This is a genomic window from Rossellomorea sp. GCM10028870 (assembly GCF_042666755.1).
Taxonomy (GTDB): domain Bacteria; phylum Bacillota; class Bacilli; order Bacillales; family Bacillaceae_B; genus Rossellomorea.
The window spans coordinates 174,241-197,488 of sequence record NZ_JBHTGN010000002.1; the positions used below are offsets into that span (position 1 = coordinate 174,241).

The 23,248-nt window shown below is 41.4% G+C and carries 12 protein-coding genes; 7 read left to right on the forward strand and 5 right to left on the reverse strand.

The features are described 5' to 3' along the window. Positions 1 to 405: 405 nt before the first annotated feature. Entirely contained in the window at positions 406 to 837 is a 432-nt protein-coding gene (locus tag ACFQWC_RS11755; protein WP_341357650.1) for a hypothetical protein, read from the forward strand. 151 nt (positions 838 to 988) lie between these two features. Here ACFQWC_RS11755 and ACFQWC_RS11760 read toward each other — a convergent pair whose 3' ends face one another. Further along, the gene (locus ACFQWC_RS11760) at positions 989 to 4,318 is read right to left on the reverse strand and encodes a GH36-type glycosyl hydrolase domain-containing protein (protein ID WP_377107446.1); all 3,330 of its coding nucleotides are present in this window, start codon (positions 4,316 to 4,318) and stop codon (positions 989 to 991) included. Positions 4,319 to 4,337: 19 nt separating this feature from the next. Continuing rightward, positions 4,338 to 6,503 carry a beta-glucosidase BglX gene (bglX, locus tag ACFQWC_RS11765; protein WP_377107448.1) on the reverse strand — a complete coding sequence of 722 codons (2,166 nt, stop codon included), beginning with the start codon at positions 6,501 to 6,503 and terminating at the stop codon, positions 4,338 to 4,340. Between the two features lie 376 nt (positions 6,504 to 6,879). Between bglX and ACFQWC_RS11770 the strand changes: the two genes are divergently transcribed. The 6 genes from ACFQWC_RS11770 (at position 6,880) to ACFQWC_RS11795 (ending at position 15,246) form a co-directional block, all read left to right on the forward strand. Further along, positions 6,880 to 8,115, forward strand: coding sequence for a sugar ABC transporter substrate-binding protein (locus tag ACFQWC_RS11770; protein ID WP_299744612.1), 1,236 nt, complete (start codon positions 6,880 to 6,882; stop codon positions 8,113 to 8,115). A 160-nt stretch (positions 8,116 to 8,275) separates the two neighbouring features. Beyond that, positions 8,276 to 9,175, forward strand: a complete 900-nt coding sequence (locus ACFQWC_RS11775; protein ID WP_299744609.1) for a carbohydrate ABC transporter permease — start codon at positions 8,276 to 8,278, stop codon at positions 9,173 to 9,175. A gap of 33 nt (positions 9,176 to 9,208) precedes the next feature. Continuing rightward, the gene (locus ACFQWC_RS11780; RefSeq protein WP_377107451.1) at positions 9,209 to 10,039 is read left to right on the forward strand and encodes a carbohydrate ABC transporter permease; all 831 of its coding nucleotides are present in this window, start codon (positions 9,209 to 9,211) and stop codon (positions 10,037 to 10,039) included. Positions 10,040 to 10,164: 125 nt separating this feature from the next. Further along, positions 10,165 to 11,157, forward strand: a complete 993-nt coding sequence (locus tag ACFQWC_RS11785; RefSeq protein WP_299744600.1) for a LacI family DNA-binding transcriptional regulator — start codon at positions 10,165 to 10,167, stop codon at positions 11,155 to 11,157. 268 nt (positions 11,158 to 11,425) lie between these two features. After that, entirely contained in the window at positions 11,426 to 12,001 is a 576-nt protein-coding gene (locus ACFQWC_RS11790; RefSeq protein ID WP_377107453.1) for a TetR/AcrR family transcriptional regulator, read from the forward strand. 77 nt (positions 12,002 to 12,078) lie between these two features. Then, on the forward strand, positions 12,079 to 15,246 hold the full coding sequence (locus ACFQWC_RS11795) for a bifunctional cytochrome P450/NADPH--P450 reductase (RefSeq protein ID WP_377107455.1): 3,168 nt from the start codon (positions 12,079 to 12,081) through the stop codon (positions 15,244 to 15,246). A 216-nt stretch (positions 15,247 to 15,462) separates the two neighbouring features. Here ACFQWC_RS11795 and ACFQWC_RS11800 read toward each other — a convergent pair whose 3' ends face one another. From ACFQWC_RS11800 to ACFQWC_RS11810, 3 genes are all read right to left on the reverse strand, one after another. Further along, entirely contained in the window at positions 15,463 to 19,773 is a 4,311-nt protein-coding gene (locus ACFQWC_RS11800) for a bifunctional 2',3'-cyclic-nucleotide 2'-phosphodiesterase/3'-nucleotidase (protein WP_341357647.1), read from the reverse strand. 207 nt (positions 19,774 to 19,980) lie between these two features. Beyond that, positions 19,981 to 21,804, reverse strand: a complete 1,824-nt coding sequence (locus ACFQWC_RS11805) for a hypothetical protein (protein WP_377107458.1) — start codon at positions 21,802 to 21,804, stop codon at positions 19,981 to 19,983. Further along, complete coding sequence (locus ACFQWC_RS11810; RefSeq protein WP_377107460.1) at positions 21,797 to 22,879, reverse strand: glycosyltransferase; 1,083 nt, start codon at positions 22,877 to 22,879, stop codon at positions 21,797 to 21,799. Before ACFQWC_RS11810 ends, ACFQWC_RS11805 begins: the two co-directional genes overlap by 8 nt. Positions 22,880 to 23,248 lie beyond the last annotated feature (369 nt).

The window sequence follows — 23,248 nt, forward strand, 5'->3', positions numbered from 1 at the left end:
TCGCCGTTATATTGAGAATTTTGCCGTTAAATGTATCGCTCATCGATTCAACAGGAGATTACAAGTACCGGGGAGTTGGTCGATACCCCCTCTTGAATGTACGTTCGCTGATATATTTGAAATTTCGCTGATATATTGATAATTCCGCTGATAAACTAGGCGATTTCGCTGATATAATGACAAGTCCAGTATTTCGCTCCCTCTCCCTAATCGAAACAATACGAATTTTGTCGGTTATTCGTTGAATCGCGATTAAAATTGAGAAGAATCTCAATTATTATCAATTTCGAGCATCCCCAAGCCTCATCCCTCCAGAAAACCACCCTTATTTACCATCTAACACGAAATCTACATTCCTGTTATACTCGTAAAGTACTGAATTCCATAAAGAAGTGAGTGGATACTATGAAAGAAGGCATTACGTTTATTGTGGAGATCATTAACAACCTCCACGACATGTTAATAGGGATAACGAGTGATCTCGGTTTCACTCTTACTGATAAAGATCTGCATTTTTGGATTATGGGGATCATCGGGATCTCCGTGTTCTTTTTTGTATACATTGTGTCTAAGATTCTATCGAAGCTTAAATTCGGAATCACCGCACTTGCTTTCTTCTATACATTGACCTTCATGTTTGTATTGGTCTTTGCAATTGAAATTCAGCAAGCAATCACCAACCGCGGGCAGATGGAATTCATTGATGCCATTATTGGTTTATGGGGATATATTGTTTTTTTCCTCATGTACATTGGATTCGCAGCCATCATTCTACTAATTAAGTTTTTCTATCAAAAGCTTTCCCGGAATAAAGAAGAGACCCTGGGAAGCGATTAGGATCTTGTTTTCACCAGATAATACAAATATGTTGTTTCCTCATGATAAAGTTTCCCTTTCCTATCAAAAAAGAGAGAGGACTCCGCTACAAACCTGTATACAGAAAAAAAGGAGCAAACGCCATATGCGCTTGCTCCTCTATTATTTCATCTTACATAAACACTTCAATTCGATTACTTTCCTCACTCAATAGACCCTCAAGTACCTCTCGTTTAATCCTCATACCACCCGAACGATATCGATTAGATACCTCTTCAGTATCCACTTTTTCACCATTAACCACAATGTGGCCGCTCTTTTCTCCCATGTGATAAGTGAATGTAACTGGACGATTCATAAATTTGAAATCAAAGGTCAATCCGTCAAATTTCTCTGGTAAAACGGGATCAATGATCAAATCTTCCGCTTCTTGACGGATGCCCAGGCAGTTGGATATTAATTGGTTCATGTAGATTCCAGGTCCGCTTGAATAGATTCTCCAGCCGCCTTTTACCGGTACGGTCCCTGCGCGCAGCTCGTTGAACCGTTCTTGCGCCTCGTATCTTGTATTGAATTTACCGTCGGAGCTGCTGAAGTATGCGTTACTTTGTCTTCTTTCAGCGTTTGGAACGACTTCTGTCAACCCGACCGGATTGATGATTTCAAGTCCTTTCCACACTTCCTCCGTATTTCCGAGCTTCGCCATGGCTTCTACAAAGCGAATATGGGCGTGAACATATTGCAGACCGATTTCCCGGCCGAAATTGGCTGCTTGTTCTGCTCGTTTGAAGTGTGTGCTTACTCCACCTTTGTAGTTTGCAGGGCGGTTCATCAATCGGACCCCGTCTGGACAATAGAGGTGTTCCTTCACCAATTTGTAATGGGCTTCTGCTTGTTCCGGAGTGAATAATTCAGAAATGATACTGCGGTTCATCGGCAGAAGTCGATACTCTATGCCCGTTTTCGTGTCCGTCGGGTGAAGCATTAATTCTGCATGTGCCGGATCTTCCATGTATACAAAGCCTGGTATCACATCATTTTGTAAAATATAGCGATTATAATCATTCTGAATTCCTGATGCAAGTGCCTTGAATTCCGAAGCTTCTTCATTCCGGACTCCCTCAAGTACATTAGACAATCGATTCAATACCTGATAGGTAAGGGCTACTGTCCAGCTGCTCGCCATGAATTTTTTCAGCTGGGGGTTTGCCGGTTGAAGTGTATCATCCCAATCTCCATCACCGTATGACGAAAGATATGTGTCATATAAGAAATGTTCTTTAATATAGTCGATTTCTTTATGAATATGATGTAATAGCGTCGCTTTTTCCTCTGAAAAACCAAAGCCGTCCCGGGTCGTATAAGGGATTTCTTCTTCCAGAATGTTGTAATCATTGGTCGCTGCGATATAGTCACCGACAACCTTTAATGGCCAAACAATGATATCTCCGTGGCTATCATCCTGCTGAATCTTGAAGTAACGGTCAAACATGAACCATTGCGGCCAATTGCCGTTGTCTTCATATTGATGGGAATAGACGGTTTTGATGATATCTTTCACACTTTGGTAGTTGTGAGTCGCCATGAAGTATTCCGTCGGGCCCTGGCACACATCCCGGGTTCCCCAAGCCGCTCCGCCGTATTGCTCCAGTCCATGTGGTACGGAAAAATGTACAAGCATGTTGTGGGTGTACCACCATGCTAAGGAATTGACTTTGGCCAGTTCACTTGGAATCTCCCCATGTTGAGAAAGCTTGAATCCACTCATAACTAGATGATAGTACTCTCGATAGCGCTCAATTTCACTGTTCATATCAGGCTCTTCGAATTCTCTATCTTCCCCGTGAAGAAGACCTTGAATGGTTATGGTCCATTCTGATGTCGCGGTTAGGTCGAGTACACAAAGTGATGCACTTCCCACTTCTACATTCCGACCCAATCTTTCCTCGTTCTCCACGCTCATGTCAGCCCCATCGACCTTTATTCTATAACAAAGATGAGGGTACGCTTCGCTGCTTTCAGATTGAGAATCAGCTGAAATGGAGAGGATATCCCCATTTTTTTCAAGCTTATAAGGGACTTCATATTCATTGTTGTTCATTGTAACCTGATTCGAAACAAGATAACGGTTCTGTTTTCCGTTTTTAGATCGTACGTGCAGCCGGACTTCAGGTGTATCAACCGTCGTATAATTTGTGATGATGATTGTGTCATCCTGTGTCTTGTAATACCAGCGCGCATAGTTGAAGCCTAATTCATATAAGGAAGGCATGGTTAGTAAACGATACACTCCTTCAATCTCAACATAAATGCGTTGACCGGACGTTTTCATGACGTTTAAATGATTCCGGGTATTCGTTAACATCTTGTTGAACGATGTATTTCCAATCACCAGTTGGGAGTTGAATACTCCATACATGAAGGAAGTGGTTGTAATGGTCCCTTCCTTCAGCTCATGATTTCCCCCAGACATGAGGATGTGTCCATGAGGGCGTTCAACAACCCATTCTTTTTCTTTTAACACGACATGTTCGTGCGTGTCTGTGAAGAAGGAAAGCAAACGGTCGCCATCCCATTCTTCCGTATGACGCTCAGTAAATAGACCATCAATTTCTTCTTTGGACATCTCTTCCGTTTGAAGAGGTTCGCCAATTTCAGGTGATAGAATCACTTTTTCAATTGGAGCACTGAAATTTTCCTTAAGCTGCTGCACTTCAATCCATGCATGTTCTACTTCTTGTTGATATTCTAACGTCGTGATCGCTTCAGAATGGTTTTCTCTAAACAGACCGTAGAAGACAAAATGTTCTTGTCCTGATAATCGGACCTTCTCTGATTGCAGGGCCGTATAAGCAAATTCATATTGATAGACTTCGTTTGCCAATGTAGGCTTCGTCAAGATTTCAGGTTGGTTTGTTTCCTTGTAGGATAAGCCGAAAAATTGGAATCCGTCCGTCGAATAGCCAACCGTTTTTCCAATGGACCCTTGCTGAATATACGGAAAACCATTCGATTGTGGCTGGTTTTGACGGGAACAGACGACAAATCCTTTTTGACTGTCTTCAAATACTTTGTGATCAACATATTGGGACATATAGGCTTCATTCGAGCGGACGCCGCCTTTATCTGCCAATCCCAAATCCTGTCCATAAATGACATCGATCTCTGCGTCCTGTCCATCCACCATCACATCCCAGAACCAAACCCCAGTTTGTGACAATGTAAACGTTACTTCATATTGAAGAGCCTTATGGTTCCCTGACCATTTCACCTGTGATTCTGAAAACGAGACTTCACTTGTTGATTGAACACCTATTAATGGAACAATCTCGATTTCAGATGAGTGATAGATTCGTAAGTAAAGATTATTTAACGAGCCGTCGATGGGATTCGTCAATAATTGATTGATCATGGTAGATGCATGGTTTATTTCAAAAAGATCGCCACTATTTAAAAAGGTGAATTGAAGATCACCGGATGTAAGCTTATGCGTAGAATTCATTCTGTTCCCCTCGTTTCGTCTATTTTACTAATGTAAAAGATTGCTCCATTCCTTCTTTGCTATTTGGACCTGCATAGGCAATAAATGTCCCCGGGTCACTGTCAAATTGTAAATCTGAATGATGATAACGTAGCTGTGATTCTGATAGGGTAAAGGTAACCAGCTTCGACTCTCCCGGTTCCAGGGCAATTTTCCGGAAATCCTTCAGTTCCTTTAATGGGCGGATCACTTCCCCACTCACATCCCGCACATATAGCTGAACGACTTCCTCGCCTCTCTTAGATCCGCTGTTTGTTACGGTAACAGAAACGGTAATCGGCTGATTGGGTGTCATAACAGATTCAGCAATCGTCATGTCGGTATACGAAAATGAGGTATAACTTAAACCGAAACCAAACGGTAAAAGAGGATCATTCGGAATATCCAGGTATTGAGAGACATAACGGACCTGGGCATCCGGTGCTCCCTTTGGTCTCCCCGTATTGAAGTGATTATAATAAACCGGCACCTGTCCTACACTATATGGGAAGGACATGGTCAGGCGTCCGGATGGATTTTCATCCCCGTATAATAGGTCGGCAACCGCTGCCCCGCCTTCCGTTCCGGGGTACCAGGCTTCGAGGACCGCGTCTACCTGGTCGATGACCCCATGTAAATCCAGTGGTCTGCCATTAAATAGAATGGCCACCATCGGTTTATTTAATTTCTTCAATCGCGAAACAAGTTCCAGCTGGGCATCAGGTAGTTTAATATTCGCCCTACACCCTGCCTCCCCGCTCATTTCAGAATCCTCACCAAGTGCCAGAACGATGATATCTGCTTCCTCCGCCACTCTCTCAGCCTCAAGCAATTGCTCTTCAGAAACCGTTTCAATTTCAGATCCTTTAGCAATCGTAAGGTGAGAAGACTCCACTTTCATCTTCATTCCATCCATTAATGTCACGGCATCTTCTTTCGATCCTAACCATGACCAAGGCCCAAGGATGTCATTATTTTGAGCAAAAGGTCCAATAAGTGAAATATTCTGGCTCCGTTTTAAAGGTAAAACACTCTCATTTTTTAATAGAACGCAAGACTTTGCTGCTAGTTTACGAGCTGCCACACGGTGTTCGGAGCTCAACACCACTTCTTGTTCAAGCAATTCATTTGCACCGCGGTAAGGATTCTCGAATAATCCTAACTTTTGTTTAAGCTCTAAAATTCGTAAAACGCCTTCGTCAATGATGGATTCATCTACTGCTTTTTCTTCCACCAGCGTTTTTAAGTATTTCACATATGTCGAAGTCATCATTTCGATATCAACGCCGGCTGTGATCGCTTTAAGGGCAGCTTCCTTCTCATCCTCTGCCACACCATGGGGGATCATTTCTTTCACTGCTCCCCAATCCGATATAAGAACTCCCTTGAATCCCATTTCTTCTCGAAGTATGGATCGCATAAGCTTCTTATTTCCTGTAGCCGGTATTCCGAACACCGTATTAAAAGCGGTCATGACCATTTCACAGCCTTCATCAAGAGCCGCTTTGTATGCAGGTAAATAGGTTTCCCTGAGTTCCCGCTCCGACATATCAACTGTGTTATAATCACGTCCGCCTTCAGCTGCACCATAGGCGGCAAAGTGTTTGACACAAGCTGCCACACGGTTATGATCGTGAGTCAGATCCTTCCCTTGAAACCCTCTCACAACTGCTCTGCCAAATTGACTGTTTAAAAAGGAGTCTTCACCTGTAGACTCCATCACTCTTCCCCAGCGAGGATCGCGAACGAGATCAACCATCGGGGCAAACGTTACATGGACTCCTGATACTGCTGCTTCTTTTGCAGCAATTTCCGCACTCTTTTCCGCAAGCTCCAGGTCCCATGAGCATCCGATCCCAAGTGGTACCGGAAAGATCGTTTTGAAACCATGTACAATATCGGACATGACTAATAAAGGAATGCCCAGTCTGTTTTCTTCCATATGTGTACGTTGAATGTTTATGACGTTTCTTGCACCAGAAGCCCCCAATACGGATCCACTATTTCGGACAACTTCCTCGTCAATCCCCATGTCGACCATCGGGCCGGTAATTTCCCCTTGATCGCTTGCCCCTTTAAAAAAAGGAGTAGCAAGTTGGGTAAGCTGAGCAATTTTTTCATCCAACGTCATTTGGTTAAGTAATGCAGTCAGTTTATTTTCTTTCATAAGTAGAACCTCCAATTGGGTTATTCATTTTGGTTCTTTCAAATTATTGAAACGTTTCGATTAACAATTGAAGAAAAGTATAAAGGTAAATGTTTGGTCAGTCAACTATAGAATCTAGCACTACTACCCTTCTAAAAACCTTGTTATAACAACAAGTTATATAAGATATATATAGGTATAATATGGAATGAATCTTAAAATTCTAGTATTTTTCAGAAAAGTATTGAAAGCGGATACACCTTTGATTATAATATAGTCATCGAAACGTTTCAATAACACCAGGTAAGATATTTTCCATAACAAGAAATTAACTCTTACCACCTCTGATTCAATTTTTTTAATAGGGTTTCAAACTAATAGAAATGGAGATGAAGGTATGAAAAAGAAAACGTGGTCTTTCTTTATGATTTGTGTACTGGCGTTATCTACTGTATTAGCGGGATGCGGCGGTGGAAGCGAGTCTGAAGATGGGAAGAAAACCATCACTGTCTGGGCAATGGGTGAAGAAGGTAAGAAGCTTAATAAACTTGCTAAAGAATTTGAAAAAGAAAACACAGATATCAAAGTAAAGGTACAAGCGATTCCTTGGGAAACGGCTCATGACAAACTACTAACAGCTGTTGCTTCAAAAAATGGACCAGATGTTCTTCAACTGGGAACAACCTGGGTTCCGGAGTTTGCAGACGCAGGAGCGTTGCTTGATTTAACTCCATATTTAGAAGATTACCCGGATTTCAAACCTGAGAATTATTTCGCGGGTTCTGCGGACTCTATGACCTATGATGATCAAGTGGTCGGGATTCCTTGGTATATCGATACTCGTGTTTTATACTACCGAACTGACCTCTTAAAAGAAGCAGGATACGATCAAGCTCCTGCTACTTGGGATGAAATGAAAGATGCCGCTAAGAAGTTAAACGATAGAGGCGATGACGTTTACGGCCTTGATATCGACCGCAACGACCAAATCACACCGTTTATCTTTGCTTGGCAAAATGGGTATGAATTTGAAGGTAAAGATAAGATGAATTTCGATAGTCCTGAATTTAAAGAAGCGATAGAATACTATACAAGCTACTTTAAAGAAGGAATCAGCCCTACTACTGAAGGAATGGATATTGTCCAAGCGTTCAAAGACGGTGTGAAACCGATGTTCTTCAGTGGTCCATGGATGATCAATATCATTAATGACCAGGCTCCGGATCTTAAGGATAAATGGTCAGTGGCCGTTATGCCGAAGAAAGAAAAGAATACATCAAGCATGGGTGGAGCGAACTTCTCTATCTTCCATAATTCAGAGAATGTAGACGAGTCCCTTAAATTCATCTCCTATGTGAATGAAGTCGATACACAAATGGAATGGCTGGAAATGTCCAATACGCTTCCATCAAGAAAAGAAGCATGGGAAGAGCCAAAATTAAAAGACGACCCACTATTATCCGTGTTCGGGGAACAGCTGAAATCTACTAAAGCTTCTCCACAAATCAAAGAGTTTGAAAAGATCGCACAGGAATTCCTTTCAACTATTGAGAGAGTTACCGTTGGCGACGCTGACTTAGATAAAGAATTAGAACAGTTTAATAAAAAAGCACAAGAAATGGTAGAAGAGTAAACGAATCATTTTAGACGAAAATAAATGAAACAAACGCTTCTATTATGAAGTTATAGTAAGGTATATTTGGAGTTGCAGGCATATGGATCACACCTTTGCCTGAGCTCCATTTTTAGCAAGCTGGCCTTTACGAAGCGTAGTTTTAGTTAGGTGGGATATCATGGGCAATGGATTCAAATTCAGTAAAAACAATAAACATCCATATGTGTTTATAGCTCCTGCGGTTATCATATTGACTGTCTTTAGTATCATTCCGATCATTGTAGCGTTCTTTATAAGCTTTACAGATCTTGACTTAAAGGGCTTAGCCGATTGGTCCAACATCAGTTTCATCGGGCTTGAGAATTATACCAAGTTGATAACGGATGATTTATTTCATAAGTCGATCATTAATACGTTGTTTTATGTTGTCATCGGCGTTCCCCTTGTCATTATTTTTTCGTTGGGAATTGCTTTGCTGCTGAACTACGGAACAAGCACGTTATTCAAAGTGTTTCGTGGCGTGTACTACATGCCATCCATCACAAATATCATTGCCGTCGCAGTGATTTGGGGATTTCTATACAACACTGAGTACGGTTTGTTTAACTACCTATTATCACTATTGGATGTGGATAAAATTCCTTGGTTAGGAGAGCCAACGATTGCGAAACTATCGTTGATTGTTTTAGCCGTATGGAAGGGAATCGGAATCAATATGATCATCTTCCTTGCTGCCTTGCAAGGGATACCGAAATCCTATTACGAGGCTGCTGAGATGGATGGTGCCAATCGATTGCAGGTCCTTTTCAATGTCACGATTCCATTATTGAGGTATGCTACTTTCTTTGTGACGATCACCACCCTGATCGGCTGGTTGCAATTCTTCGAAGAACCATTTGTCATGACTAATGGCGGTCCACTGGATGGCACGATTTCCATGGCGCTATTCATCTACAAAAAAGGCTTCCAATTCAGTGAATTTGGTTATGCCGCAGCAGGTTCCTTTATTCTATTTATCTTTATCATTTTGATTACGCTATTCCAATTCAAGCTTAGAAAATCTGATACAGAATATTAAGTCTGAAAATTTATTAGTATCGGGGCTGAAACAATGAAAGTAAATACAATGAAACGAAAAACCGAAAAAACGCTGGTTGCCTTACTCATGATTCTTGGTGGAATCCTTGTTTCCATCCCTTTCATTTGGATGATTTCAAGCTCATTTAAACCTGAAAGTGAAGTATTGCAAATACCACCTACCTTGTTCCCAGAGAATCCTACATTGGAAAACTATCTTAACTTATTTGAAAGCATGAACTTTGGTGTGTATTTGAGAAATACCCTTGTCATCGTCTTATTTTCCTTTTTAGGATTATTCTTTAATGCCATGGCTGGCTATGGATTTGCTAAGTTTCATTTTAAAGGGAAAGAAAAAATCTTCTATATTGTGCTTGCAACCATGATGATTCCTGCACAAGTCACGATGATTCCCGTTTACCTGATTTTAAATGAGATGGGCTTGACCAATACGATGGCCGGAATCATCCTGCCCGGGCTTGCAGCAGCATTCAGTATCTTCCTATTTAGACAGTTTATGACCACGATTCCAACTGATTTGCTTGAAGCAGCCCGACTTGATGGGGCAGGAGAATTTTATATCTTCTTTAAATTAATCGTTCCGATCGCGAAGCCTATCTTTGCTGTACAGGGAATCCTGACGTTTATCGGAGCTTGGAACAGCTTCCTATGGCCGTTGATCATCGCCAATGATGAAAGTCTCTACACCCTGTCAGTAGGACTATCCCTGCTTCAAGGGCAGTATGCGAATAACTTCGGTCTTCAAATGGCTGGAGCAGCATTCATGGTCGTACCGATTATCATCATCTTCTCTTTCTTTCAAAAATATATCGTCGAGGGCTTTACGATGTCGGGGATTAAATAGTGACGGGGAAAAATATCAATCTCTATTAGTCGAGAGTGTGAATACCCATACTATAAATGTATAATGGATTTTAAATACAGAGATGAACAACCGCTATTCATATAGCAATCATAGGATGTGAATAAATGGCAACAATCAAAGATGTAGCAAAGCTTTCAGGAGTAGCCGTTTCAACGGCCTCCTACGCTTTAAATAACAGCAACAAAGTAAGCGAAGAAACACGAAAGAAAGTATTGGATGCAGCAAAGCAATTGAACTATCAAAAGAACGGACTCGCATCCGATTTAAAACGAACCAACACGAATACCATCGCCCTGATTTTAAGTGATTTATCAGGCCCTTATTATTCTGAATTAATTAAAGGCGTCCAGGATGTGACCTCTACTAATGGGTATGATCTCATAGCCTGCAGTTCAATTGGCGGTGCCCAATCTACGGCTATTAAATTTTTGAGAGAAAAACGAGTCGATGGGGTCATCATTCTAGCTCACAACATAACAGACGAAACAATATTGGAATCCACCCGCGAAGGATTCCCTATCGTCGTGTTGGACCGGGATATTAAACATGACCATGTTCTCCAGGTGGAAGTGGACAATGTCGAGGGGGCTTTTCAAGCAACGGAACATCTGATAGAGAATGGTCACCGTGACATTGCCTATATCAGCGGTCCATATAACTCCCACGATAATGAACTTCGTTTCCAAGGATTTAAACAAGCCCTGGAAAAACACGGCATCACCTATCGTTCTAAATGGAAGACATCAGGCGGATTTACACGTGAAGGCGGATACAAAGCAACGAAAATGCTCATTGCACAACAAGATATTCCCCAAGCGATCTTTTACGCCAATGATGAAATGGCCATTGGAGGATTACAAGCTCTATCTGAAAAGAAATTCAGCGTTCCAGAAGATATTTCGATTATCGGATTCGATGATATTCAACTGGCAGAGTACGTATCCCCCCCTTTGACCACAATGAGGCAGCCGAAATACGAAGCCGGCGCACTCGCTGTTCATCTTATCTTTCAGAAGCTGGCTAAAGAGGAAGTCGATCCTTATTATAAGTTGACGACTGAATTAATAGTAAGGCGTTCAGTGAAAGAGAATCGTTAGAATGTGAAGCAAATCCGTAAAAGCGGATTTGCTTTTTTGTCGTGAAACACCCTTCATATTGCAAACAGTACTTCTAATGTCACCTGTACAAAAACCACATATAGGACGACCAACTCCTTTCCTAAAAGTGACTCTTACTAAAACCATCCGTTAACAAAACCTTCACAAATATTGGGTACATTGTGTGATTGAGATGGTATTTTACTGGGTATACAATGAGTAGGAATGAATATTCATTCCGTATTTAACCCATGAAAGGCTGAATCCTATGGCAACTGCAATAAATAAACGAGACAGCATTATATCAAGCGCGTTGGTCCTTTTCGCTGAGCGTGGATACGACGCGACTACGATTCCAATGATTGCGACATCGGCAGGAGTCGGAGCCGGTACCATCTATCGTTACTTTGAAAATAAAGAAGTGCTTGGCAACAAGCTCTTTCAAGAGTATGTAGGGATATTTACGGAAACTCTTGAAAAAGATTTCCCCTATGATGAAACCATTCGCGATCAATTTCATCATATATTTAAAGCCATGATTCTATTTACAACAAAGCAGAGCCATGCACTTTATTTTATTAAAACACATAGCAGTGCCCACTTTTTAGACAAAGTTAGTCATGATAGCTTTCAAGGACTGCTCGATATCCTAAAGAATTTCTTCGATTCAGGAAAAGAAAAAAAAGAAATTAAGGAGCTTCCTTCCTCCGCGTTGATTGCCATTGTTTACGGAGCGTTTCTTGAGCTTCAGCGATTGGTGCGTATCGGGGAGCTGGAACCGGAAGCACAACTATTGGAACATGTTGAAAAAAGTATGTGGGACGCCGTACGCTTACACGAATGAGAAATGATTTGTTTCTCATACACCAAACGGAATGAACGTTCATTCCGTTATCAATCTTTAAAAAGAGGTGCTATTAAATGACAAAGTCAAACCAACTTCCACAGCCAAAGACGTATGGACCCCTCGGCAGTTTGCCGGTCATCGATAAAGACAAACCTCTTCAATCCTATATGAAGCTTGCAAGAGAACTTGGCCCGATCTTTCAGTTTCAATTTCCAGGGCGCATCAGTACGTTTGTATCGAGTGCCTCCCTTGCTGAAGAAATATGCGACGAAACACGCTTTGATAAGAAAGTCGGCCCGGCCCTGCAAAAAGTAAGAGCATTTGGCGGCGACGGCCTTTTCACAAGCGAAACGACGGAACATAATTGGAAAAAGGCCCATAATATCCTGCTTCCAAGCTTCAGCCAGCAGGCAATGAAAGGCTATCACGCGAAAATGGTCGATCTCGCCACCCAACTTATTCAGAAGTGGGCCCGTTTAAATCCGGCTGATGAAATCGATGTTCCTGAAGATATGACTCGCTTAACGTTGGATACGATCGGCCTTTGCGGATTTAATTACCGCTTTAACAGCTTTTACCGGGAAAACGCCCACCCATTTGTCGACAGTATGGTTCGGGCAATGGACGAAGCCATGAGTCAAACACAGCGGCTTGGTGTTCAAGATAAATTGATGGTTAAATCAAGAAAACAATTCAAAGAGGACATTCAATACCTGTTCTCTGTCGTTGATGAATTAATTGCCGAACGTAAACAAAATGGTGATCAGGGCGAGGATGACCTGCTCTCCCATATGTTAAAGGGAACTGATCCGGAAACGGGTGAAGCGTTGGATGATGAAAACATCCGTTTTCAAATCATTACGTTTTTAATTGCCGGACACGAAACAACGAGTGGTCTACTATCGTTTGCCATTTACTATCTCATGAATAATCCGGATAAATTGAAGAAAGCACAACAAGAAGTGGATGAAGTGCTGGGGGGTGACATTCCAGATTATAAACAGGTGAAAAAATTGAAATATGTTCGCATGGTGCTTAATGAAGCTCTTCGTCTATGGCCGACTGCACCGGCATTTTCCGTACATGCAAAGGACGACACGACGCTAAACGGACAATACAAAGTTAAGAAAGATGATGTATTCACCCTTATTATTCCTGAGCTTCACCGTGATCCATCCGTTTGGGGAGATGACGTGGAATCGTTTAGACCAGAGCGCTTTGAGGATCCGTCTGCTATTCCATACCATGCTTACAAACCTTTCGGAAACGGGCAGCGTGCCTGCATCGGACAGCAGTTTGCCCTTCACGAAGCGACCCTTGTTCTCGGAATGGTTTTGCAACACTTTGATCTGATTGATCATAAAGAATATCAATTGGAAGTAAAAGAAACCTTGACCCTCAAGCCAGATGGTTTCACGATGCGCGTTTCACCGCGGAAACCGGGCATGTCCTTTACCAATGCTTCTCCTGAAGAAGTGAAATCTGAAACAAAAGCAGCACAAGCTTCTATAGAGTCTTCTCATGGTACACCACTCTATATTCTGTTCGGATCAAACATGGGAACAGCCGAAGGAATCGCCCGCGATCTTGCTGAAACAGGTCGTCAACAAGGCTTTAAAGCCGAGGTTGCTCCTTTAAATGATTATACGGGTGGGCTTCCGGCAGAAGGAGCGGTTCTCATTGTCTCTGCTTCTTATAACGGAAATCCGCCGGACAATGCGGACGCATTCGTTTCTTGGCTAAAAGAAACGGAGGAAGGGACGCTGAACAATGTTCGCTATGCGGTATTCGGATGTGGCGATCACAACTGGGCGACTACGTACCAACGCATCCCTACCTTCATTGATGAGCAGATGGAACAAAAAGGAGCTCATCGCCTGGCAAACACAGGGCATGGTGATGCAAGCGACGATTTTGAAGGAGATTACGAGAAATGGTCGGATGAACTTTGGCCGAACCTGGCAAAAGAATTGAACATTGAACTTCATCAAAACGGCGAAGACAGCAGCTCGATCACGATGAATGTTGTCAGTGATGTCAGTGACACACCAATCGCCCGCACTCATCATGCTTTTACATCTGTGGTAAGTAGAAATATTGAATTGCAGCATGAGGAAAGTGGAAGGAATACAAGACATATTGAGTTGACTCTTCCAGAGGGTGTAGATTATCAGGAAGGTGACCATATCGGAGTGCTTCCGCGTAATCCTGGCGTTCTTGTCGAGCGAGTGCTCAGTCGATTCAACCTAAACGGCGAAGACTATGTCCAACTTACTGGGGATCCGGGAAAAGCAGTCCACCTTCCAACAGAGAAGCCAGTGAACCTTAAGGAATTACTCTCTAATTATGTGGAATTCCAAGAACCCGCTACCCGTTCGCAAATCCGGGCACTTGCGGCTCACACGGTATGTCCTCCCCATGTAATGGAGCTTGAAGCACTATTGGGGGATGAAACATATAAAAGGGAAATTCTCGGTAAACGGATCACAATGCTGGACCTGGTGGAAAAGTATCTTGCATGTGAAATCCCGTTTGAAGCTTTCCTGCTTTTACTCCCGGCACTAAAAGCAAGATACTACTCTATTTCAAGCTCTCCCCTTAATAAAGAAGGAGAAGCGAGCATCACGGTCAGCGTGGTTCGCGGAGCTGCATGGAGCGGAAATGGAGAATACAAAGGAATTGCATCAAACTATCTGGCGGAACGTTCCGAAGGAGATAAAGTAGCGTGCTTTATATCTACACCTCAGTCGAACTTCCAGCTTCCGGACGAAACCGAAACACCAATCGTCATGATCGGACCCGGGACAGGAATTGCACCATTTAGAGGATTTATTCAGGCTCGCCGGATTCTTAAAGAAAAAGGAGAAACTCTTGGTGCAGCCCATCTTTACTTCGGCTGCCGCAATCCACAACATGATTTCTTATATCAAGAGGAATTGGAGAAGGCCGAACAAGATGGAATCGTCACTCTTCACACGGCTTTCTCAAGATGCCCTGGTAAAGAAAAGACATACGTCCAGCACCGTTTGGCGGAAAGCGCTGAAGACATTCTTCCTTTGCTGAAAGATGGCGGCCGCTTATACATCTGTGGAGACGGTGGTAAAATGGCACCTGATGTGGAGCACACATTAGTGGAAAGCTATATGCATTTCTATCAAACAACGAGAGAAGAAGCTGCCGCATGGCTGGGATCACTTGAAGAAGATGGTCGATACGCCAAGGATGTTTGGGCAGGAGCGTAATGAAAAGGAGAGCAGCGAACCTTTGTTGGGTTCGCTGTTTTTTTGTGATGAATGGGAGTGGCTGCAGGAAAACTCGGAATCATTTAAAGGGATAATTGACTATTCAGGTGCCTGGCATTTACCCTATCCCCATCCATATCAACCAATCATGCTACTTATCCCCAAAAAATAATACAAAAAAAGCACCGGATTATTCCGGTGCTTTCCAACAAATCCTTACTTATTAACCTTCAAAATACGTCCTTCTTCAACAGGATCTACTGTCCCTTGTGCTTTGATATAGTTTACAAAAGCTTCTAAATCTACGATATCAATGACTTGGTTCTTACCTTCTAATAGAACCGAGTATCCGTCCCCGCCGCCTGCCATAAAGTTGTTTACCGTAATGGAGTATGTTTTTGCCAGATCAAGTGGTTGATCGTCCCCGGTTGTAACGGATTTAATTCTGCTTCCTTCAGGTTTACTGCTATCATACGAAACCTTCAATCCGGAAATCTGTAAGATTCTTGGTGCATTAGGATCTTTCGCCCATTGGGATTCGAAAAGTTCATAGACCTGCTGTCCAGTCAGATCCATCGTTACAAGGTCATTACCGAACGGCTGAACAGTGAAGGCTTCTTTCCATGTGATTTCTCCTGCATCGATTTCTGCACGGATGCCGCCTGGGTTCATAAAGGCAAAGTCTGTTCCCGTATGACTTCTCATAGCGTCTGCGATCAGATTACCCATGGCAGACTCACCATCGGCATTTTGAACCCTGCTGATTCCGTTTGTTGTGTTCCCAATTTTCACATTCAGGATAGGTGCGACATCTGCAAGATATTCATCCAGCATGTCTTTAATCCGGGCATCTGGCGTGATGGTTCTAACGGCAGAAACGATTTCCGCTTTTTTCGACGTGATATCCTTGGTGTCCGGATCAATCACGAAATCCACATCCGAAAACGCTGTACCATAAGAATACGATTGAACAAGAAGCTTTCCATCCACAATCGTATTTGCATACTGATGATTGTGTCCACCAAACATAATATCCACTTCATCGTCTACTTTTGTTGCCATATCAGCCAGTTCTTCTGAAGGGTTGGATCCATCAGTGTTTGATTTCACAGGGTTATGGGAAAGGACGACAATCGCCTCTACACCCTTCTCCTTAAGTTCTTCTGTATATTTGTTAATCGCTTCGACTTCATCTGTAAATGTGACTCCCTCTGTTCCACTCGGTGTGACAATTCCCGGTGTATCAGAGAAAGCAATTCCGATAAACCCAATAGGAACCCCGTTAACCTCTTTTACCACATATGGAGAAAGAATCGGTTCTTTCGTATTGCTATCCACTACGTTTGCCGCTACATAAGGGAAATTCGCCCCTTCAAATACCCCATATTTAGAGTAGGTTTTTGAATGTCTTCCACCGTCGATCAGGCGCATCATTTCATCTACACCTTCGTCAAACTCATGGTTTCCTACAGTTCCTACATCAAAACCGATTTCATTTAGCATTTTGATCGTTGGTTCATCTTGTAATAACGCAGATACCGGAGAACTCGCCCCTGCGATATCTCCTGCATGCACCATAAGTGTGTTAGGATTCGTTGCTTCACGTTCTTTTAAATGGGCAGCCAAGTATTCAATCCCCCCAGCGTTCAATCCTTTGTTATATGTGTCCAATTGACCGTGAAGATCATTGATGCCTAATAATTGAACTTCAAAGGGCTCTTCTGCTGGAAAATCAATCTTGTATTTATGGAATCCATTTGTACTTTCTCCGACATGATGGATGTTCGATGTTTGCTGAGCAAACGTTTTTGCTTCTGGAGAAGACTCAAAGGTGACATCAACCTTTCCCGAAACCGGTGCAAACGTCCAGTTCTTATCTGCAGTTGGATTAATCGTTTTGTTTTTAATAATGTAGTTCATGACTACTTGACGATTCTCGTCTGGTGAAACATAGATGACTCGTTTCCCATCAGGATTCGCAAGCTTAGTAAATGAAGCACGATAGTTATTCGTAGCCACGACAAACTTCTGATTTTCCTCTACCGGCTTACCATTAAACATTAAGTTTTTCACACGACTTGCTCCTGCATTAATCACGTTCCCGGACTGATCATATTTGGCAGGCTTCGTTACATCCACTTCATACGTCACACCATCGATCGTATCAAAGTTGTAAGCTTGGAAATCCTTATTAATCAAAGATTGTTCCTCTGTTATCGTCGGATCGATTTGATTGAAGTTCCCTGTTGTCCATTCGATATATTCTTTTACTTCGGCACCTGTTAAAAGTAATGCTTGAACCGTATTTGGATACTTGTAAAGGTCAGAAACGTTTTTAATCGTCACTGTTCCTTTAGGAATGTTTGTGTACTCACTGGCCCCATTTCTTCCAGCTTTAAAAGGAGCTGCAGATGAAAGGACAGGAAGATCTTCGTATTCAGTTCCTTTTAACGCATTCTCTACATACTCTTTTTGAGCGTTGCTGACAATTTGTACGGATGGATCATCCTGTACCCGTGCAAAGAAGCTGTGAATAGGTGCTTCCGTTTGACCTACTTCACCATTGATGTATTGAATGGTGCTGTCATGGGAATCTTTTAAAACATCAACCATTTCTTTATCCGCTGCTGCTCCGTTTGAAGAAATAACTTCCGATTGAGAATCTTTCACTTTCCATTTACCATTAACCTGTTCCAGAGTTAAGTCAATGACACCAAGTGTTTTTCCGTCAACATTCGCTTGAACGGCAGCCACACCATTGATTGTTCCTTTTTTATTATCCACACCTTCAAGTGAGTTGTAGGAAGCATCTCCCGGAAAGGACAGGTGAGTGTGTCCGAATAAAATTGCATCGATTCCATCTACCTCACTTAGTGGATAAACGGTATTTTCTTTATTGGATTTATCTTTGTCAAAACCTGAATGAGAGAGAACAACAACCACTTCTGCTCCATCCTTCTTCATTTTCGGAACCCATTTTTCAGCTGACGCTACTACGTCCTCCGTTACTACTTTGCCTTCCAGGTTCGCTTTATCCCATTGCATGATTTGAGGAGCTACGAAGCCAATGACACCGACCTTGACTGTTTGCTTGTTCCCTTTTTCATCGACTACTTCTTTATCCACAATTTTATATGGCTTTACAAGGTTTTCATCGTTTGACGGATCCTGATCATGGTCATCTTTATACACGTTACCAGACACATATGGGAAGTTAGCACCTTTGATACTATTTTCCAGGAATTCCAACCCATAGTTGAATTCATGGTTCCCAAGAGTTGCGGCATCATAATTCAATAAGTTCATCGCTTCATAGATCGGATGTGTTTCATTTTCGATTAATCCTTCAGATACGGCATTTTCTCCACCTAGAATGGATACGTACTTGCTGTCCACCAATTGCTTGGCAGCATCAGTCATGGCATTTTTCTCAACTAAAAGGACAGGAGCATCGTGCTTGGCTGCGAGAACTGATCCCGTTAATCCATCCACAAAATTTCTTCCTGTTGTGACAAACACTTTATCCGTTACTTTATCCAACTCAGTAGCAATTTTGAGTGACGTTTCAAATCGATTTTGACCGAAAATCCGTGATGGGTTTTTCAGTTGTTTTTCAACTTTTTCACTGATGACGCCAGGTCCACCTACAATGATGGTTTTATCTTTCCCTTTAAGAGATTCAGTTGTCGTACCTGGTACACTATCCTTCTTTGTCAGAAGAATCGGATACCCATTCTTTGCAGCATATGGTGCAATCGCAATGGCATCTGGATAGTTGGATCCGTCTGCAAGGATGGCAGTGTCTGTGTTTCCGCCAACTTCCTCAGCAATCATGGTGGCCGTCTCATAGCGATCAGAACCTTGGATTCTCTTAATATATAATTTCATCTTGCTTAATTCACTTTGTACATCTGCAGAAACGGCATTTACCCCGCCTAAAATAATCACTTTTTTCGCACCAAGACGTTTGATTTCTTCCTTCGTCTTTGCATTTAAGCTCTTCGTGCCCGTCAATAGGATCGGCGCATCCAAGTGATAAGCTAATGGCGCTCCCGTTAACGCATCGGCAAAATTATCAGAACGTGCGATGACTACTGTATCAGATTTCGCCCAGCCTTTTTTTGATACCTCTACTGCCGTTTCATATCGATCATCACCTGATAAACGATTCACAAATGTTAAGGGATCAACCTTAGCGATAAAATCAGTAAATGGATTCCCTTGAAGCAGGTCACCATTATCCAGCAGTAAATTATTCGGGTTTTCTTCACGTTCTTTTTTGATCAGAGTTGAAAGGCGAACAAGTCCATTTTCAACAGGTTTATCAGAATAATAGTCATGATCCATTAAACTTCCATGCACATCGGTCGTTTCCATTATTTTTAATTTTACATAAGCATCATTCGATAAAACATTTGTAGGGGCTTTTTCTGCCGAAACGGTACCCCCTACCGGAGAAGCAATCATACCTAAAGCTAAAGTTGACAGAGCGATACTACTTAACTTCTTTTTTACTCCATTGTTCAAACCATTCAACCCTCTCAAAATTAATATGTAAGGAACAACCCAGATCTATTAAACAGTCGAATTGACTCATTTTTTATTCTAATCTGAATCATCTAAGACAATTATACTTCGAAAATTGTCATTTACTATCATTTTTTTACATAATTTAATAAATTTTAAACAAAAAAAGAAGACTATGAACCTATAAAAGGATCATAGTCTTCTTTATCAAATAGGAGCAAGTGTCCACTCGTCATCTTCGTACAGAACTTTGTAAACTCCTTCAGGGTTATCCACATCTATATATTTAAATAGCCATTCATTAATCGCTTTATCAGAGTCCAATACGACTAGAAAGTCTGAATTCTTGAGGCTTGTAAAGAACTTTTCTTTTTCTTCCTCAGAACTTAACCCGTTCGTGATCGAATAGTTCATGGACAGCTGTTCATATGAAACGATATATTTCAAATATCCTCTATCATCTTTACTCTTGGGGCTATAGTAAGTCACCTCTGGATCAATGGCTCCCGTTGAGGCAATCTTGCTAAATTTGTTTTTCACTTCCCATCTGATTGAGGAAATCGTTTCCGGTTTTTCCGCAATCACTTTAACATTCCCACTAAATGGATATATGAATAGACTCCCTAGGAGAATCAGAGTAATCATTTTCGAAATAGGCTTATTGTTTAAATAATGGCTCCACTCATAGATGACAGCACTCATTAATATACCAATCACATAGATAATAATCGTTGATTGATACCTGCCGAAACCTGCAATTCTTGCTGCCTCAAATTCCGGCATTAAATACACATACATGAAATAGAGAGAGAACATGTATAGAACGTAAAAACCATTCGAAATAAAAATGGAGAAAATCAAAAGCTTGGATAGCTTTCTTTGGACTACATACATCAATACCAGAAGGACAACAGCCATTATATTTACAATAGCGACAGCTTTAAAGTTATTTGATTCTAAATTAGTCGAGGCCCTCCATAACTGTGGGCCGATATGATCCATGAACTCTGAGGACTTTTCATTATTCGCGACTTTATCCGGTGTAACAGCGAACTTGTTTGCACCGTAACCCGTTTGGTAAGCCTTGATGGTATATTTTATCCATAAGTAATTCAAGAACATAGGAATCCCGATCAACCACAATAAAGCATTATAGACAATCTTTCTTACATCTTTCGTCAAAGGTTTCTTATGTACGTAATAGAAATAAATAAAGCTCAGGATAAGAATGACATTGAATGCCAGAAAGATTTTCCCGCTATCTTTTAGCAGCATAAGAAAGATCAGGATGGGTGTATTCACGATCAGCTGCTTCTTCCAATCACCTCTATAATAATACGCTACAATAACCGAGGCGAAAGCAACCAATCCTAATAAGATGTCCACTAAAAGGTTATAAAAGCTTCCCCAATTGACAAGCAATAGAGAAATACCAGCCGCCATAGTTAAAAGAATAACTCCAGGTCTTTTCCATTCACTAAAGAAGTACATTGTCACGACACAAGAGATAGCTAAAAACGCCTGCGCCATTAAGGCATAACTTTCATGTTTCCCTAATACTTCCAATATGAAATAAATAAACACTGCACTGCCGGGAGGATAGTTTTGAAATGTCACAATCGTCGAACTGTCAGGTAAACCATTGATCAGTGACATTTCCCTGACAATTAATCCCCAGTGGCTGAAATTATCATAGTGTGTCAAGATCAGCCCCTTCAAATAAATCATCATACCAAGTATTGACAGGGCAAATACAATGATACTTGGATGAAGCATCGGCATTAATGCTTGTTTCCTTCTAAAATAAAGAAAAAGGTAAATAACAAAAAGAATAAGCCCCAAGTAGTAAATGAGATTTACTGCTAGAGGCATAATATTAATTAAACCTGCACAAAACACAACTGTAGTAATGGATGAAAAGATAAAGATAGGAATAAAAGCGATATGCACTTTTATTCTATTGAAAGAGAGAAGTCCCCATCCGCTTAAGGAAGCGAATAATAATAAAAATGAAACAACGCTGTTACTCATTATTCAACAACTCGCGACGACCAACTTCATTTTTAAAAACCCATTCTCTTTGAATCACAAAACTCACCAGGAACAACAAAGAATCTACGATTATCTTAATGACTACCTCTCCAGAACTTACAGCCGAATAAATATAGTGTACCCCCAACGCTGAAACCCCCATCTGCACGATGCTCAGGGCATAATATTTTACCATCGTATTCGATGAACTGGACTTAAATACTACGTTTCTATTAATCATAAAATTAATGAACGAAGATAAAACCCTTGAAAGCACTGTCGAGACGATGATAAATGAATCGGGTAACACTTCTTTTAACATCAATGAGAAAATCATGAATAAAACGATGTCTATCCCAAATGATGCAAAAGAGGATGCAATAAACCTGAGGAACACCGAATAGATTTTGATAGAATCTTTAATGGGATTGAAGTGAGATGATTTATTTTCTTCTATATAAATCGTTTTGATCTTAACTTCTTCTATTTTAATATTCTTTTTCTTACATTCCAGCAACATGTTCATCTCGTATTCATAACGATCACCCTTCACCTCTAGCAAATCATCTACAAACATTGCAGGAACTGCCCGCAATCCAGTTTGTGTATCCGATACGTTGATACCGCTGGCAAATTTCACAACTACCTTTGTAAGGTTATTCCCGAATCTGCTTCTAAACGGAATATTTTCTTCTGAAAAATTCCTTGAGCCCAGTACTAGACTAGTCGGACTTTCCAATAACTTAGCTGCTACTTTTTTCATATCTTCCAATGTATGTTGACCATCGGAATCAATCGTAATGAGGCCCATTGAGTCGTTATAATTCTCATTAAAATATGTAAAAGCCGTTTTCAGTGCCCGACCTTTCCCTTGATTCACACTATGGTGCAGCACCACACATTCCTTTGTTTCTTCTAAATCTTCAAATATACCGGAACACTCTTTTTTACTTCCATCATTTACAATAATAACTCGTGAAAATTGAGCTGAAATGATTTCATTCACTAAAGTTGTCAACTTTTCATCTGGGTTATAGGCAGGAATGATGATGGCAATATCATGTATGGATTTCATTGTATCTCCCCCCAAAAATTTCAATCTATCTCACTATATCTAAACCAACTGCAAAATTCAATGAAATAGCAATATCTTTACAAAAACTATACGATTGAGCGGGACACGGGGACAGGCACCGTGTCCCACATATAGTAGAGCCCACGCTTGCCTGCCATCATTCGCTGATAAGTTTGAGATTCCGCTGATAAAATCCGAATTTCGCTGATATATTGAAAATATCGCTGATAAATCCATCTCTGTGGTCAAAATGAACCCCCACACCCCACCAAATTGACTCCCAACACCGTAAACTATAACCAAAGCGGCAAAAAAAGCAGCAAACCGATAAAGATTTCTGCTTCCCCCCTCTATTTTTACATATCCTTC

Coding starts and splice junctions, on each gene's coding strand:
- ACFQWC_RS11755 (WP_341357650.1), top strand. CDS start 406: ATGAAAGAAGGCATTACGTTTATTGTGGAGATCATTAACAACCTCCAC.
- ACFQWC_RS11760 (WP_377107446.1), bottom strand. CDS start 4,318: ATGAATTCTACGCATAAGCTTACATCCGGTGATCTTCAATTCACCTTT.
- bglX (WP_377107448.1), bottom strand. CDS start 6,503: ATGAAAGAAAATAAACTGACTGCATTACTTAACCAAATGACGTTGGAT.
- ACFQWC_RS11770 (WP_299744612.1), top strand. CDS start 6,880: ATGAAAAAGAAAACGTGGTCTTTCTTTATGATTTGTGTACTGGCGTTA.
- ACFQWC_RS11775 (WP_299744609.1), top strand. CDS start 8,276: ATGGGCAATGGATTCAAATTCAGTAAAAACAATAAACATCCATATGTG.
- ACFQWC_RS11780 (WP_377107451.1), top strand. CDS start 9,209: ATGAAAGTAAATACAATGAAACGAAAAACCGAAAAAACGCTGGTTGCC.
- ACFQWC_RS11785 (WP_299744600.1), top strand. CDS start 10,165: ATGGCAACAATCAAAGATGTAGCAAAGCTTTCAGGAGTAGCCGTTTCA.
- ACFQWC_RS11790 (WP_377107453.1), top strand. CDS start 11,426: ATGGCAACTGCAATAAATAAACGAGACAGCATTATATCAAGCGCGTTG.
- ACFQWC_RS11795 (WP_377107455.1), top strand. CDS start 12,079: ATGACAAAGTCAAACCAACTTCCACAGCCAAAGACGTATGGACCCCTC.
- ACFQWC_RS11805 (WP_377107458.1), bottom strand. CDS start 21,804: ATGAGTAACAGCGTTGTTTCATTTTTATTATTATTCGCTTCCTTAAGC.
- ACFQWC_RS11810 (WP_377107460.1), bottom strand. CDS start 22,879: ATGAAATCCATACATGATATTGCCATCATCATTCCTGCCTATAACCCA.